Genomic DNA, 15,001 nt, shown 5'->3' with positions numbered 1-15,001 from the left:
TTACCCCTCAACCACTAAGCCCATGCTGCGTGCAGAGCCAGCGATGGTGTTTACTGCTGCATCTATACTTGCTGCAGTCAAATCAGGTTCTTTAGTTTTAGCAATTTCTTCCAATTGCGCGCGCGTCACTTTACCCACTTTTTCAGTGTTAGGACGGCCAGAACCACTTTTAATACCAGCAGCTTTCATAAGTAAGAAAGCAGCAGGAGGCGTTTTGGTTATGAAGGTAAAAGAACGATCTTCGTAAACAGTAATTTCTACTGGTACTGGAGCGCCTTTTTCTAGAGCTTCTGTTTTTGCGTTAAACGCTTTACAGAATTCCATGATGTTCACACCATGTTGACCTAGTGCAGGACCAACTGGTGGACTAGGGTTTGCAGCACCTGCCGCAACTTGTAGCTTAATTAAGCCAGTGACTTTCTTCGCCATGATAATACTCTCTAATTTGGGTGTAACGCCTTGTAAACACTGAGTATGCTTACTCTGTCGGCTTCCCGTTCAACAAAATAGGGTCGCGAATTATAGATGAATCTTTAGGCGGGCACAAGCCTTAATGTTTGACAATTTAACTTTTTGTGCTTAGTGGGAAGGTAAATTACAAAAAGGATGCTGAGCGCATCCTTTTCTAAGTGATATCGGTATGGCCTACTTAGCCTTTTTCTACCTGACCAAACTCTAGCTCTACTGGTGTTGAACGACCAAATATAAGTACAGATACTTTTAAGCGGCTTTTTTCGTAATCGACTTCTTCGACCACACCATTGAAATCCGCAAATGGACCATCGGTAACACGTACCACTTCGCCTGGTTCGAATAATGTTTTTGGTTTTGGTTTATCAACACCTTCTTGAAGACGGTTTAAAATAGCATCGGCTTCTCTTGTAGTAATAGGCGCAGGACGGTCAGAGGTACCACCAATAAAACCTAAAACACGAGGTACACTTTTCACTAAATGCCAAGAATCTTCATTCATATCCATTTGCACAAGTACGTAACCAGGGAAAAACTTACGTTCACTTTTTCTTTGTTGTCCTGCACGCATTTCAACCACTTCTTCGGTAGGTACTAAAATCTCACCAAAGAAGTCTTCCATTTCGTGCATTTTAATATGCTCTAACAAGGTTTTTTGAACACGGCCTTCATAACCAGAGAAAGCTTGAACCACATACCATTTTTTATCTGACATAGTCTAAATTCCTAACCCAGTTATAAATGAGACAATCTCAACGATGATTCCGTCTAGGCCCCACAAAAGAAGTGCCATAACAACAGTGGCGGCCAATACAATCATAGTGGTAGTCGTTGTTTCTTGACGAGTGGGCCACACAACTTTGCGTACTTCAATGCGAGCTTCTTTTGCAAACGTAATAAAAGTGCTGCCTTTGACTGTGGTTGAAGCAATAAACCCGGCAATACCCACGGCCGCAACAGCAATAAGGGCAATATACAGAACCGAAAGCTCTGGGAAAAAGTGGTTAACAGCAACTACGCCACCTAACAAACCAAATATAACCAACCATCTCAACATATCTAATGGGTTGGAATTGTTTTCTGTATTTTCGCTCATGCTAAACCCTAACTCTCTTACTCGTTACGTAGTCACCTAATATGGGGACACTTTTTGCCAAAAATATGGCAGGGGTGGAGGGATTACCTCAGTTACGTCCTGTAACTGACCGCAAGCGGCGCTAACGCGGTTCAAATCGTTCCAGACAAATTAGTATTTCAGGCTTCCTGCCTTACACCCCTTCGGGGCCATGCTCCGCATGTTCTAATTTATTCCAGAAAAATTAGTCAAACCGTGGGCGTTCTCACCCTCTACCTTCAATACCTATTCTACTTTAAGCCCAGAGATCAACTCTAGACTTCTGCCTAATTTTGGCAGGGGTGGAGGGATTACCTCAGTTGCGTCCATGCAACTGACCGCAAGCGGCGCTGTCGCGGTTCAAATCGTTCCCGACGATTTGTCGACCGTGGGCGTTCTCACCCCTCTACCTTCAATACCTATGTTACTTTATCACCAGAGATCAACTCTGGTCTTCTACCTATTTGTGGCAGGGGTGGAGGGATTCGAACCCCCAACCATCGGTTTTGGAGACCGCTGTTCTACCAATTGGAACTACACCCCTAAAACTTAGTGTCGTTGTTGGACATAATAATTACTATCCAACCGCGCAAATTTTAGTTACATCAACCTTGTTGAATCATCGATTTTTCGGGAAAAATTCTGAATCACTATCAAGAAGGGAGGCGTATTATACTTATTGGTGAAGGGGATTCAAGGAGAAAGATAGTTACATTGACTAGTTGTTGTCAAACAAGCATCAGTAAATCCAACTAAAGCTCTTCCAAAACAGAAGCTACAGGCTAAGTTATATTATTTATTAATTATCCAAACGGTTAATCGACAAGTACAATATCCGTTCAATTAATTATGCCACTAGACTTCCATCATCAATATAATCGAATTTGTTAACGCCTTATTTTGGCAGGCCCCTTGGGCGCAAACCCTAGGGTTTATTGCCCTTGTGGTAGGGGTAAGTGGATTTTTTCAAAAAGACGACCAAAAACTTCGCTATTACCTCACAGTATTTACTCTGTTTATGGCGCTACACTTTTTTATGCTTGAACAATGGGCAGGCGCCTTAATGGCATTGCTTGGTAGCGCCAGAAATTATATTTCTAGTCATACAGATAATAAGTGGGTCATGATCTCGTTTTTTATTGGAGCTTGGCTTTTAGCTATACCCAACACTAATCAATGGGTGCACTTATTACCGGTGATAGGAACCACATTCGGTACTTGGGCGTTGTTTCGTGAGAAAGGCATTCGTATGCGCTTATTCATGTCTATTGGAACGGTTTGTTGGTTCACTCATAATTTTTTTGTAGGCTCGATTGGTGGCGTTATCATTGAAACTATATTTTTAGCCATCAATAGTCGTACCATGCTTAAGTTATTAAAAGATGGGGCTGTTCAAAGTACAGAACATTGATAAACTCCATTTCATTGATAAAACCACACCTAATTAAAACCCTATTCGGAGTACACATTTTGAACAAAAGTTTGATAACTAATGGATTAGCCTTAGCTTTAGTAATCATTGGTTTTTTATTAGATAACAATATAGTAAAAATGGTTGGCCTATTTGCTTTGTCTGGTGCCATCACCAATTGGTTAGCGATACATATGTTATTTGAAAAAGTACCTGGACTATATGGATCTGGAGTCATACCCGAGCGTTTTGAAGATTTTAAAGCCGGCATTCATCATTTAGTGATGGAGCAATTTTTTAGTAGCGACAACATTCAACGTTTTCTTGCAGATAATAATCAACCTTTAGAAGTAAACTTTAGCCCTATTATTAAAAAAGTAGATTTGGCCCCTACATTCGATTCCTTAGTGACTGTTATTCAGGAGTCTTCATTTGGCCAAATGTTAGGCATGTTTGGAGGTATTGAAGCACTAGAGCCAATGCGCCAACCATTTGTCGATAAAATGCAAGAGGCTATACTCAACATCACTCAACAGCCAGCTTTCGCAGTATTATTGCAAGATGAGCTCAAACAACCCGAGATGCAAGACGACCTACACAAAAAAATCACCCTGATAGTTGAACAGCGTTTAGATGAACTAACCCCAAAAATGGTCAAAGACATCATTCAAAAAATGATTAAAGAACACTTAGGTTGGTTGGTCGTTTGGGGTGGTGTGTTTGGAGGACTCATTGGTTTATTGGCTGCCTTTATTAATATCTAAAAAGGACTAGGGCTGAGCAAGGTTATTCTGTCTAATGAATGAGGATGATTAAAAGTGATGTCTAGGGCATGTAACATCAATCTTGGTGCCATGCCTAAGGTTTTGTCAGTACCATACAAGTCGCAGCCTAAAATGGGATGACCAATTGCCTGACTATGGATACGTAATTGATGTGTTCTGCCGGTTAAAGGCTTAAAAATGACGCTAGTGCGCTCTGGCTCTTGCCATCTTTGGGTAACTTGATAGTGACTCTGAGCTGATTTGCCATCTTGATGACAAATTTTAAGTCGCGGAAAAAGTAATTTGTCCTTGGCTATGGGTAAATCAATTAGCCCCTCATTGTCCTTCACTTTTCCAGCTAAAATACTGACGTATCGTTTTATTACGCTTCGTGCTTGAAATTGTTTAGTCAGATTTGCATTAACCTCTTTGTTTTTAGCTAATACCATTATTCCAGATGTGCCAAGATCTAAACGATGGGTCAACCTGATATCAGGATATTGCTGAGCGAGCCGATAATGTACGGAATCTTTATTTAAGGGATTTTTACCTGATAAACTCAATAATCCGCTAGGTTTGTTGATAACAAGCAAATATTCATCTTCAAACAATATTTCAATTTTTTCGAGGCAAACTGGAGCTACAAAATTATCTATTAGCATAGTATTCAACTTTGACTCATACCATGAGGTTCTGATAAACAAAAATAGCTAAGCCTGTGGCAATCCAAGTCATCACTAAACCAATAATAATATCTAACACTACCCAAGTTTTACTGTTCTCAAAAAGCGGTATAAGTTTCTTGGAGGCGTAACCTAAGCCAAAAAACCACACAAATGATGCCACCACTGAGCCGAATAAAAACCAACGTTTCTCCAGATGGTCTAATGTACCGCCTATGCCTCCAATGATAACTAAAGTATCCAAATATACATGTGGATTAAGAAGTGTTATCGCCAAGGTAGTTAACATTAATTTTGCCAGTGACTGTTCGTTCTTGGTTCCCTGCTCTACATGTAAATGGCTATTTCCTTTGTAAGCTCTAAAAAATGAGTTACCACCATACCAATACAAAAATATTGCGCCTAGTGAGGCTAAGGAATTAAGAAAAAATGGCGATCTTTGTAAAATTGAACCTACGCCTAATATGCCAAGGGTAATTAACACCGCATCAATAACAAAACATAGTGCACAGGCATATAGGACTTTTTGTCCCAGCAAACCTTGTCTTAAAATAAAGGCATTTTGAGCACCTATGGCGATAATCAAACCGCCAGATACCAACACACCTTGAACAAAGGTGCTAATCACCAGCCAACTCTCTGTATATTAAATATTATACCTAACAAAATCATCGGCCTATTTCTTTGCCTTATCCATCGAACGCTGCAACGCCGCACTAATTTCATCTTTCATAAATGCATACTTTTGATTAACAGTGTGGTGTGTCTGAGTTTTAAATAGTTCTATGACTTTAAGGTGTTCAATGTCAGGACTTATAACCTGAGATTCACCAAGTACGTAGATCCCGTATTGAAAGCGCTTAAGGACTAAAAGCTCAGAAATAATTGATAAATTGTTAATCGTATAAAAAGATCGGCTCAATGGTTTAGAATAAAAAGCCTGCACACTTTTATAAATAGTATCAGTAGAAACAATACCTTTAGTATCATCAAATAAAATTTCTTTATTACATTGAATATCAGGTAAGCAGAGCAATACAATAACCGCGGTAACCATAGAAGGCTCTATTTTAATTAGCGTATCGTAACCATCCAAAGTGACATCGCTGTATGCGATGTCACCATCAACTTCTTCAGACTCCACAGCTTTAAGATTACGGTGTGCGGGCAACATAACCAATTCTATTTGGATGCCTAAATCCAAATATGCTCGCCGTATTATGGGAACAAGTTCATTTACGATCACAGGATGGTCAACATAAGAAAATGTCATATATGTAGGTTTATCCTGAGCCTTTACATGGTGATGTAAAAATAGATTAACGGATACAACGCAGCATAATAGGCATGCAGTTAAATCAATTTTCAAAAAAACCTCCGATCTTAAATATATTGTTTATTCCAAACCAATAAATCCGCCAGTTTGATGCTCCCATAATTTGGCATATATCCCACGCTTATGTATTAATTCTGCATGGGTGCCCGACTCAACTATCTTGCCCTCATCAAGCACAAGCAATCTATCCATTTGCGCAATTGTCGACAACCTATGTGCAATTGCCAGTACCGTTTTGTTTTCCATAACTTTATTTAGACAATGTTGGATAGCCGCTTCTACTTCAGAGTCTAATGCCGATGTGGCTTCATCTAAAATCAGAATCGGCGCATCTTTTAACATTACACGAGCTATAGCAATCCGCTGCCGTTGGCCACCCGATAGTTTCACCCCGCGCTCACCTACATGAGCATCGTAGCCAGTTCTCCCCTGCATATCAGACAAGGTTTGCACAAACTCATGGGATTCAGCCTGCTTAGCAGCTTTAAGCATATCCTCTTCACTAGCATCTAAACGTCCATACAAAATATTATCGCGCACTGATCGATGCAACAACGAAGTGTCTTGAGTCACCATACTTATATTGGCGCGCAGACTTTCTTGCTGAACCTGACTAATATCTTGTCCGTCTATGGTGATACTGCCACTTTGAATATCATAAAAACGCAGCAGTAAATTAACTAAAGTAGACTTGCCAGCTCCTGAACGCCCGACTAGCCCCACTTTTTCTCCTGGTTTGATTTTGATATCAAGATCTTTGAACACTGTGATGGGAATGTCATTCGCCCCAGCATAACCAAAGTTTACTTTGTTGAAATGAATCGCCCCACCCTTCATTTCTAAAGCTTTTGCATTGGGCTGGTCTTGCACATCAACAGGCAAAGACAAACTATTAATACCGTCTTGCACAGTACCTATGTTTTCAAACAGCGAAGACACCTCCCACATTACCCATTGCGACATACCATTAAGACGTAAACACAAGCTCACCGTAATCGCGATTTCACCTGGCGTAACCAATTCCAGCATCCACAAATATATCGCCAGCGCAGTAATACTAAATACCAGTAAAGCGTTGCTAAACCACACGCAGGCATACAACACGGTCACCAAGCGCATCTGCGGATAGACACTTTTTAGAAAACCAAACATGCCTTCTTTGGCGTATTCTGCCTCACGGCTAGTATGTGCAAACAGCTTTACTGTGGTGATATTGGTGTAACTGTCTACTATGCGACCAGTCATCATCGAACGTGCATCGGCTTGACGTTGCGAGACACGTTTCAATTTGGGGATAAGGGTACGCAAAATGACTAAGTAAACTAAAAACCAAATAATAAGCGGCGCACTTAAACGCCAATCGGCGGCAATAACCAAATACAAAATACTGATAAAGTACACACTGACATACACTAAAATATCCAGGGTTTTCATCACAGTTTCACGCACTGACAATGCTGTTTGCATCACTTTGGTTGCAATACGCCCTGCAAACTCATTTTGGAAAAAACCTAAACTTTGACCAATCATATATCTGTGGGCTTGCCAGCGAATTTGCATCGGGAAATTGCCCATCAAACCTTGATGAGACAACAAAGCTTGGGTAATCACTAATACGGGTAAAATTACCAATACCAGCAGGCCCATCCACACAAGGCTGCTTAGCTCTTGCTGTAAAAATGTGTCTCTGTCACTTTCAGCTAACCAATCAACCAGTTGACCAAGGAAACCAAATAACGACACTTCAAGGGCGGCAATAGAGGCAGCTAAAATGGAGACACAAAAAATAACCGGCCACATACCTTGGGTATAGTAGCGACAAAACGCAAAAATAGTATTCGGTGGCTGCGTAGGGTGAGCAGTCGGAAACGGATTAGTTAACCGTTCAAAAAATGAAAACATTGTAGGTAATTTATTTGGTAATTAATCGCAGTATCATAACTTATGTAAACTAATACAGTTGCTAATCTTTTTGGTTAATTTGCATTACTAACATTTTACATAACTTGAGGCCTAGCGCTGGATCTTAGCCACCCGACCATAACTCAGAGAGCGCCAGATCCATTCGACTGGACCGTATATGTAGCATCTTAACCAAATAACGGAACCCACTATCTGTAAACTCCAAATTGCCAACATAATCAGCAGTAACTCTAACCGATTCACTTGCCCATATAACCCCAAGCCAAAGCCATAAAAAACAAAGCCTGCAATCACAGTTTGCGCGACATAATTAGTCAACGCCATTTTACCTACTGCAGCTAAACTATTTTGCAACCACCTGAGTGTTTTTGTGCGGCACCACAAAGTGATTGCTCCAACATAACCAGTCACAATAAACAAAGTCGCAAAATGATTAGGGATCCTTCCTAAAAACAGGCTGTAGTTTGCCTCAAAATCATAGTGATGAAATGTAACTAAACCCAAAATGGCTAGCGGTATACCAATGGCAAAGCCCAATAAGCACATATTCAAGTAAAAGATGCTAGGTTTCAGGTCGCCGATAACGCCTTTTTGAAAAGCCGCCATACCTATTAGCATCATACCAATAGACCTCCCAAAAAAATCAACTAACTGACCCAAGCCATGAAATGCATACCCGTCATTATCAGTATATTGTTGCTCACTTCCTTCTATTCTATAGTTAAGCTGATTCATGTAATCACCTTGAAACAACCGAATATCTTGAGTTAGGACATGCAATGGTGGTGACCAATAATTCTGCAACCAAATCGTGCTCGATTGATCTAAATGCAAAACAAGCCAACCCATAACTAAGTTGTAAGCCACTGGCGTTAAAAACAAAAATAGTCCAGCAAAAAATAAAATAGCAGGCTTAAAGTCTTTCAAAAAATAAAGAACTAACGCACATAACCCATAAATTAATAACACATCACCTTCCCACAACAATAAGCCGTGAAGAAAGCCAATTATGATCAGCCAAAAGTTACGGGAAAAATGTAATTTTATTTCGCTAATGCTCGCCTTTTTGCTGCTTTGTAATATTAGCAAGGTGCTAGCACCAAAAAGTAACGAAAAAATCCCCATAAATTTTTGATCTGCCATGACATACATCAAACTAAAAATAGGCATGTTCAATGGAGCATCTGCCATCACAACAGTTGGGTTGTAATAAGCGATATTTGGCATAGAGAAGCTAATAATATTCATACCCAGCAAACCTAGTAACGCAAATCCTCGCAAAACATCTATGGATTGAATACGTGTTTTTTTTACATTAGCCGTCATGATATTGCTCTGAACTAGGATTAGCACTCAAGAATAACAATTCATATTGTACGAAGTTGTTTAAAAATACCGCTGAAATGTAAATCAGTGTATTGCTGAACAGCATTTTCTAATACCAATCCGTATAATACAGTTGGTATTTGTTCCTTAGCTTAATTCCTTACAAGAATTGACTTAGTCACTAAAACCTAATTCTTTCAATTTCGATTCTATTTTTTTCGAATGTTGCGCCTCCCACTCAATTAAATTCATCTCAGCGTCCTTTTCGGTACGGGTCTTGGCTAAAGCATAAACCTCATTGAGTCTATCTTTTGGGATAACCGCAATTCCATCTTCATCGGCAATAATGTAGTCGCCCCCATGAACTGTCACACCACCACATTGGATAGCTTGGTTAAAAGGATAAATTTGTTTCTTACCAGCAGGCTTAGGCATCATACCTCTAGCGTACACTGGAAATTTACAATCACGTATTTCTCCTAAATCTCTGACCAAACCATCAATCACCATAGCCACAATGCCACGCTTTTGGGCAACCGCACAAACATTGCCACCAGCACTCGCAAAATCAGGATCTGCCTGTACCACTATTACGTCACCGGGCTTAGCGCGATAAATGGCAGCATGTAAGCTCAAATGATCACCCACACCACATTTCACGGTAAATGCTGGGCCTGCAATTCTAGGCATAGGTGACCAAAGCTGGCGAATAACGGGGTCGATAAACTGCTGTCGTGACAAACCTTCTGCATATTCACAGCTAGACACAGCTAATAACTCACTGACAGTAGGCAGATTAGTTTTAGGCATTAGTTACCTCCCATAAACTTAGACAACAACAAAAATACCCAATAAAAACAAATACCCACCTGCACCAAGAAAAACCCAAAGCGCACTTGCACCGCCAGCACATTAGTGGAAATCAAATGTGTAATGGATTGAGCTAGACGGGCAGCTAGCAATAACAAAGCTAAACCGTTGGTAATAACAGCTGAATTAGTAGCCAAGGCCAACAACATTAAGCCACCAATAAAAGCAAAACTCTCTACACAATTGCCTTGAGCACGGGCTAATCTTTCACCAAAAGGTGGAGAGTTGGAACCATCAGCTTTAAAACCATTTACCGCCTGTTCCTTTTTTGCCACCAGTAAAGTGCGATATACCGCAATCCAAACCAATAACACTAAAATCCAAGTGATATAACCTAACAGTCCAATAATAGTGTCGTTCATAAAATATTACTCCGCCAAATAAGTGGCTATTACTCTATAACAAACAGGAAGTTATACCAATATCGATTATTCTTGTCTCAAAGCTTTAATGGGATTAGCTCTAGCTACCTTGGCAGCGTTACCTCCTACTGTTGCCCATGCGACCAATAGTAAACTGCCACCTACCACTAAACATATCGGCCCTAACCACAAGATATCTATCCGATAAGAAAATGATTCAAGCCAGATCAACATCGCATAAATAGAGATTGGCCAAGCAATCAAGTTAGCTATTATGACTGGTTTTGAGAATTGCCAAATCAATAGAGCGACAATATCCTTAACACTGGCCCCCATCACTTTTCGAATACCAATTTCTCTGGTTCTACGTTCAGTGGTGAAAGATGCCAACCCATATAGGCCCAAACAAGCAATGACTATGGCCAATAACGAGAAAACCGAGAACATTTTTAATTGTATGGACTCTTCTGCATACTGGGCTTTCATCATCTCATCTAAAAACTGCAATTCGATTGGTTGCATTGGCACGGTTTGCTTCCAGATCGATTCCACTTTTTCCATCAGAGCTGCAACGTTATTGGTACTAAAGGTTAAACTGGCTACGCGAAGGCGATTAGTATTCATGGTGTACGCCGTTGGCCGCACACCAAATTTTATTGATCGAAAATAAATGTCAGGTACTATGCCGATAATTGTCAGTGCCTGCCCTTTATAATTGCCTGACTCCAGTGTTTTTCCTATTGCTTGCTGGGGTGAAGTAAAGCCAAATTTACGCAACGCCGACTCATTTAGGATGACAGATGCGCTCAATTGTCCATTCTGCCCATCGCTATCTTGTTTAATTTCATCGCTACCAAAATCCTCACTAAATAGTCGTCCGGCGAGAGGTTTAACTTTGTAAGCTTCAAAAAAGCCATACCCCATATCATGATAATTAAGTAATACTTGTGGGTTCTCTCCTACAACATGTTCTCCATCAAGCAAAGTAAATTGATTGTTATTTTCATTATCTTGGGTGGGTGACTCGGAAGAATAAACAACTGAGGATATCTCTGGTAATTTGAGCAATTCATGTCTGAGTCTTTGCCTATTATCCCCAGCACCTCTGATATTAAGCACTAACTTATCTTCACTCACATAACCCACATCCACTGATTGTGCATATTGAGTTTGTGCATAAATCACTGCCGTACACACAACTAAAGTGATTGAAGTAGCAAATTGCACTACCACTAAAATCAGCCTTAAGCTCGAAGATGTCTTTGACTCAGCTCCTTTACTGGAACGTAACAAATGACCAGGCTGAAAACCGGATAGAAATATCGCTGGATAAGAGCCAGCACCTAAGCCAATCAACAAGCCCAAACCTAATAATGCAAAAACCAATTTTAAGTCACTAAACAAGCTCAATTCTAGCTGTCTACCTAAAGCTTGATTGTATAAGGGTAGTAACAACTCGACCAAGGCTAAGGCTAAGATCAACGAGATCAACACTATAACAATTGCCTCTCCCAAAAACTGCACGGCCACTTGCCCGCGGCTCGCCCCTAGTACCTTACGCATCGCTACTTCTCTGGCGCGGTGGCTAACCCGAGCGGTAGACAAATTCATAAAATTAATACATGCAATCAACAAGATTAACGCAGCAACAATACTGAAGGTGATAATCAATGTTTTGTCACCCATAGGGCTTAAATCGCCCATATTACCTGCATCTTCTCGTGCTCTAAGATGTAAGTCTTCCAAGTACATCAATTTATGCCGCATGTTGTCACTGATTTTTGCATCTGCTGCTAGTTCACCAAAGTTTTCCTCAAACATCTGCACAAAAGGGCTTTCGTTATCGATCCAGTATGTAAGCCGTTGCTGAAACTGTTCGAGACTAATACCGGGCCGCATTTTAAAATAGGTATACACATTCACACTGGTCCAAGTGTTTAAGCCTGAGTTATTTTCTACAATAACTGGGTCTATATAGACAATCATGTCTAAATCCAAATGGCTGGCATCTGGCAAATTTTCGATTACACCTGAAACAGCAACAGTGCTGGGTTCTGGACCAACACAACACACAGTCATGACTTCGCCTATTACATCAGTTTTGCCAAAATATTTAATGGCAGTTTCTTCAGTTATAACCAAGTCATTAGGCTTTTTAAATGAACTTTCCTTAGATCCATGTACAAAGGACAAATCAAAAATATTGAAGAAGCTACCGTCCACAAAGGTCACTTGCTCTGCCAAAGCTGAGTCGTCCTTGCGAACAGAGGCTCCAAAACGAATTAATCGAACGCCATCTTCTACTTCATTTTTAGCGTAATCACGCACCGCCTCCATCATGTTTCCTGCCGAACGTACGGTCAAAAACGGAGGGTTATCTGGATTATAATATGCTGAATGCATACGCACTATTCGGTCACTGTCAGTTAACCATTTATCAAACCCAGTCTCTTCACGAACAAATAACATGATCAAAATGCAGCTCATCAATCCAAGTGCTAGGCCTGATATGTTGATCAAAGAAAATATGCCATTTTTGATAATGTTACGCCAAGCGGTTATCAGGTAATTTTTAAACATAATTTATTGCTCCTTTCTACGCGGGGTTAAGCTGCGCGTACACTTTGAGTTACCACGGCACCATCAAATAGATTAATGGTTCGATTCGCGTAGTCAGCATGTGCAGGGCTATGTGTCACCATTACTATGGTTGATCCTTGTTGGTTCAAAGAGCGCAGCATCTCCATGACTTCTTGTCCATGAGCACTGTCAAGATTTCCGGTAGGCTCATCTGCCAAGATAAGCCCTTGATTACCCACCACAGCTCTGGCAACGGCAACCCGTTGTTGCTGACCACCAGATAGTTGACTTGGCATATGTTTACCACGGTGTGCAACACCTACCATGTCCATCACAGCCAACACTTTCTCTTTACGCTCGGCTGCAGGTATATTGTGGTACAACAAAGCCAGCTCAATATTTTCAGCAACAGTTAATTCTTCTATCAAGTTAAAATTTTGGAAAATAAAACCAATATGATGTTTGCGAACGGCTGAGAGTTGTTTTTCTGAATAACTGGAAATATCTTCGTCATTAAAAATATACTGACCTGAACTAGGAGAATCCAACATGCCGATTAAATTCAGCAAGGTCGATTTACCGCAACCCGAGGGGCCCATAATGGCCACAAACTCGCCTTTTTGAATTTCAATATTGACGTTATTTAAGGCAACCGTTTCTACTTCATCGGTGCGATACATTCTGCATAAATTATGTAGTTTCAACATCTGTATTTCCTTTGATTTGTTTCATTATTTTAATAAATATTTGACTAATTAAGCTTGAGTAGCGCCATATCTTGGTAACTTGTATAAGGGCTGGTCACAACCTTCTCACCCACGTCTAAACCTTCAATCACTTCAATAAAGCGGCTGTTGCGCCTTCCCAGTCTGACTGTTCGTCTAATCGCTTGATTGCCATCTTGAGTCACAACAAAAATCCAGTTACCACCTGTGTCTTGATAAAATGCACCGTTAGGTATCAGCAATGCTTCGCTAGCATCCCCTAAGGTGAGTTTGGTTTGTATAGTCTGTCCGCGGCGGATATCAGCGGGCTGCGCCTGAGTAAATTTGAAATCGACTTCGAACTGACCGTTTTGTACTTGTGGGTAAATTTTCGAGACAACCATAGCGTAATTGTCGTAGCTTGCCTGTTGTCCAATATCGACTCTTCCTAAATAAAACTCATCAATAAAAGCAGTGACTTTATAATCATTAGGTGTGTCGATTTGCCCAAGACGTTCACCCCTGCCAATGCTCTGCCCTACCTCGACATTGAATCCCGACAAGGTGCCGTCAACAGGTGCCTTAACGTTCATGTTGTCTAGGTTTTTCCTTGAGATGGCCAAGTTACCTTCAAGCCTTTTGGTGGTGTCTTTTAAGAACACTAATTGTTCTTCCTGCATTCGCGCATCAGATTGTTGGCTTTCCAAGGTCAAAGCCAAGCGACTTTTATACCAATCTAGAGTGTCATGAGTATCATCAAAAGCTGACTGACTCACCGCGCCGGTTTTGACTAATGCTTGCTCTCGGGAAACTTGTCTGCTCAATAGTTTTATTTGGTACCTGATATCGACCAAATTACGTTTATGTTCGAGGCGGTTTTGTTCAAGACTAAGTTCAATAGAACGCATATTATTTAGCTGCTCGGCCACGCTTGCTTCATTGCCTAACACACTTAATTGCAAGGAAGCATTTGACAACTCAACGATTAAATCACCCGCCTTAAGGCTGGCACCATCTTCCACCAGAATACGTTCCACTCTGCCGCCTTCGACAGCATCCAAATACACTGTTTTTGCTGGTGTCACTCTGCCTCGAATGGGAATGAAATCTTCAAAAATACCAGACTTCACTGTGGATATAGCTATACGATCCGTTGTAACACTCAGCGCTTTACCACTGGGTCCAGTAAACAACCAATACCCTAACAGTGCCAACAAACTCAGGCCGACAAGCAATAGAGCTATACGTTTTAATGGATTACGCTGGGGCACAATTTTTCGATCCATTGCAGCGCCTGCAGCCGCACTATTACTTGCAGCCGCACCACTAGGAGTTGGAACTCCTTGAGGGGCGTTAACGCTTTTAAAATCATTACCTAGTGGTTTTATTTGTTTCAATGTGACGTCCTAGACGATAGTAGTGATTGCTAATTTGTTTCTATTGGTAGTGTTATTACA

The 15,001-nt window shown here is 40.8% G+C and carries 15 protein-coding genes and 1 tRNA gene; 2 read left to right on the top strand and 14 right to left on the bottom strand.

What is annotated here, in order from left to right; genetic code table 11:
• The 4 genes from rplK to GARC_RS18545 all read right to left on the bottom strand — a co-directional run bounded on the left by rplK (nucleotide 1) and on the right by GARC_RS18545 (nucleotide 2,129).
• On the bottom strand, nucleotides 1–429 hold the full coding sequence (gene rplK, locus GARC_RS18560; RefSeq protein WP_007623090.1) for a 50S ribosomal protein L11: 429 nt from the start codon (nucleotides 427–429) through the stop codon (nucleotides 1–3).
• A gap of 220 nt (nucleotides 430–649) precedes the next feature.
• Complete coding sequence (gene nusG, locus GARC_RS18555) at nucleotides 650–1,186, bottom strand: transcription termination/antitermination protein NusG (protein WP_007623089.1); 537 nt, start codon at nucleotides 1,184–1,186, stop codon at nucleotides 650–652.
• Between the two features lie 3 nt (nucleotides 1,187–1,189).
• Entirely contained in the window at nucleotides 1,190–1,567 is a 378-nt protein-coding gene (gene secE / locus GARC_RS18550) for a preprotein translocase subunit SecE (RefSeq protein WP_007623088.1), read from the bottom strand.
• Between the two features lie 485 nt (nucleotides 1,568–2,052).
• Nucleotides 2,053–2,129, bottom strand: a tRNA-Trp gene (locus GARC_RS18545).
• Nucleotides 2,130–2,450: 321 nt separating this feature from the next.
• On the opposite strand from GARC_RS18545, the gene GARC_RS18540 reads away from it, so the two are divergent.
• Together GARC_RS18540 and GARC_RS18535 are read left to right on the top strand one after the other, a co-directional pair.
• Nucleotides 2,451–2,996 (top strand): YgjV family protein, encoded by a 546-nt coding sequence (locus tag GARC_RS18540; RefSeq protein ID WP_081587582.1) that lies wholly within the window; start codon nucleotides 2,451–2,453, stop codon nucleotides 2,994–2,996.
• Nucleotides 2,997–3,055: 59 nt separating this feature from the next.
• Nucleotides 3,056–3,760: a DUF445 family protein gene (locus GARC_RS18535; RefSeq protein WP_007623084.1), complete on the top strand. Its 705-nt coding sequence runs from the start codon at nucleotides 3,056–3,058 to the stop codon at nucleotides 3,758–3,760.
• On the opposite strand, the gene GARC_RS18530 is transcribed toward GARC_RS18535, so the two are convergent.
• The 10 genes from GARC_RS18530 to GARC_RS18485 form a co-directional block, all read right to left on the bottom strand.
• Nucleotides 3,757–4,422: an RluA family pseudouridine synthase gene (locus GARC_RS18530; protein ID WP_007623082.1), complete on the bottom strand. Its 666-nt coding sequence runs from the start codon at nucleotides 4,420–4,422 to the stop codon at nucleotides 3,757–3,759. The two genes, GARC_RS18535 and GARC_RS18530, sit on opposite strands and share 4 nt — an antisense overlap.
• Nucleotides 4,423–4,438: 16 nt before the next feature.
• Nucleotides 4,439–5,071, bottom strand: a complete 633-nt coding sequence (locus tag GARC_RS18525) for a LysE/ArgO family amino acid transporter (RefSeq protein WP_007623080.1) — start codon at nucleotides 5,069–5,071, stop codon at nucleotides 4,439–4,441.
• A gap of 48 nt (nucleotides 5,072–5,119) precedes the next feature.
• Nucleotides 5,120–5,716 (bottom strand): hypothetical protein, encoded by a 597-nt coding sequence (locus GARC_RS18520; protein WP_039990017.1) that lies wholly within the window; start codon nucleotides 5,714–5,716, stop codon nucleotides 5,120–5,122.
• A gap of 123 nt (nucleotides 5,717–5,839) precedes the next feature.
• On the bottom strand, nucleotides 5,840–7,681 hold the full coding sequence (locus GARC_RS18515; RefSeq protein WP_039990015.1) for an ABC transporter ATP-binding protein: 1,842 nt from the start codon (nucleotides 7,679–7,681) through the stop codon (nucleotides 5,840–5,842).
• 111 nt (nucleotides 7,682–7,792) lie between these two features.
• Nucleotides 7,793–9,028: a DUF418 domain-containing protein gene (locus tag GARC_RS18510; RefSeq protein WP_007623076.1), complete on the bottom strand. Its 1,236-nt coding sequence runs from the start codon at nucleotides 9,026–9,028 to the stop codon at nucleotides 7,793–7,795.
• A gap of 174 nt (nucleotides 9,029–9,202) precedes the next feature.
• A complete protein-coding gene (locus GARC_RS18505; RefSeq protein WP_007623074.1) occupies nucleotides 9,203–9,838 on the bottom strand; it encodes an RraA family protein in 636 nt (211 codons plus the stop codon).
• A complete protein-coding gene (locus GARC_RS18500; RefSeq protein ID WP_007623073.1) occupies nucleotides 9,838–10,260 on the bottom strand; it encodes an MAPEG family protein in 423 nt (140 codons plus the stop codon). The genes GARC_RS18505 and GARC_RS18500 overlap by 1 nt, the downstream gene beginning before the upstream one ends.
• Before the next feature lie 66 nt (nucleotides 10,261–10,326).
• Entirely contained in the window at nucleotides 10,327–12,840 is a 2,514-nt protein-coding gene (locus GARC_RS18495; protein ID WP_007623072.1) for an ABC transporter permease, read from the bottom strand.
• A gap of 26 nt (nucleotides 12,841–12,866) precedes the next feature.
• Nucleotides 12,867–13,547 carry an ABC transporter ATP-binding protein gene (locus GARC_RS18490; RefSeq protein WP_007623071.1) on the bottom strand — a complete coding sequence of 227 codons (681 nt, stop codon included), beginning with the start codon at nucleotides 13,545–13,547 and terminating at the stop codon, nucleotides 12,867–12,869.
• Nucleotides 13,548–13,591: 44 nt separating this feature from the next.
• The gene (locus GARC_RS18485) at nucleotides 13,592–14,941 is read right to left on the bottom strand and encodes an efflux RND transporter periplasmic adaptor subunit (RefSeq protein ID WP_007623070.1); all 1,350 of its coding nucleotides are present in this window, start codon (nucleotides 14,939–14,941) and stop codon (nucleotides 13,592–13,594) included.
• Nucleotides 14,942–15,001 lie beyond the last annotated feature (60 nt).

Origin of the sequence: Paraglaciecola arctica BSs20135, from assembly GCF_000314995.1 — a bacterium.
Classification (GTDB): Bacteria; Pseudomonadota; Gammaproteobacteria; order Enterobacterales; family Alteromonadaceae; genus Paraglaciecola; species Paraglaciecola arctica.
This window is presented reverse-complemented; position numbering and strand designations above follow the sequence as displayed.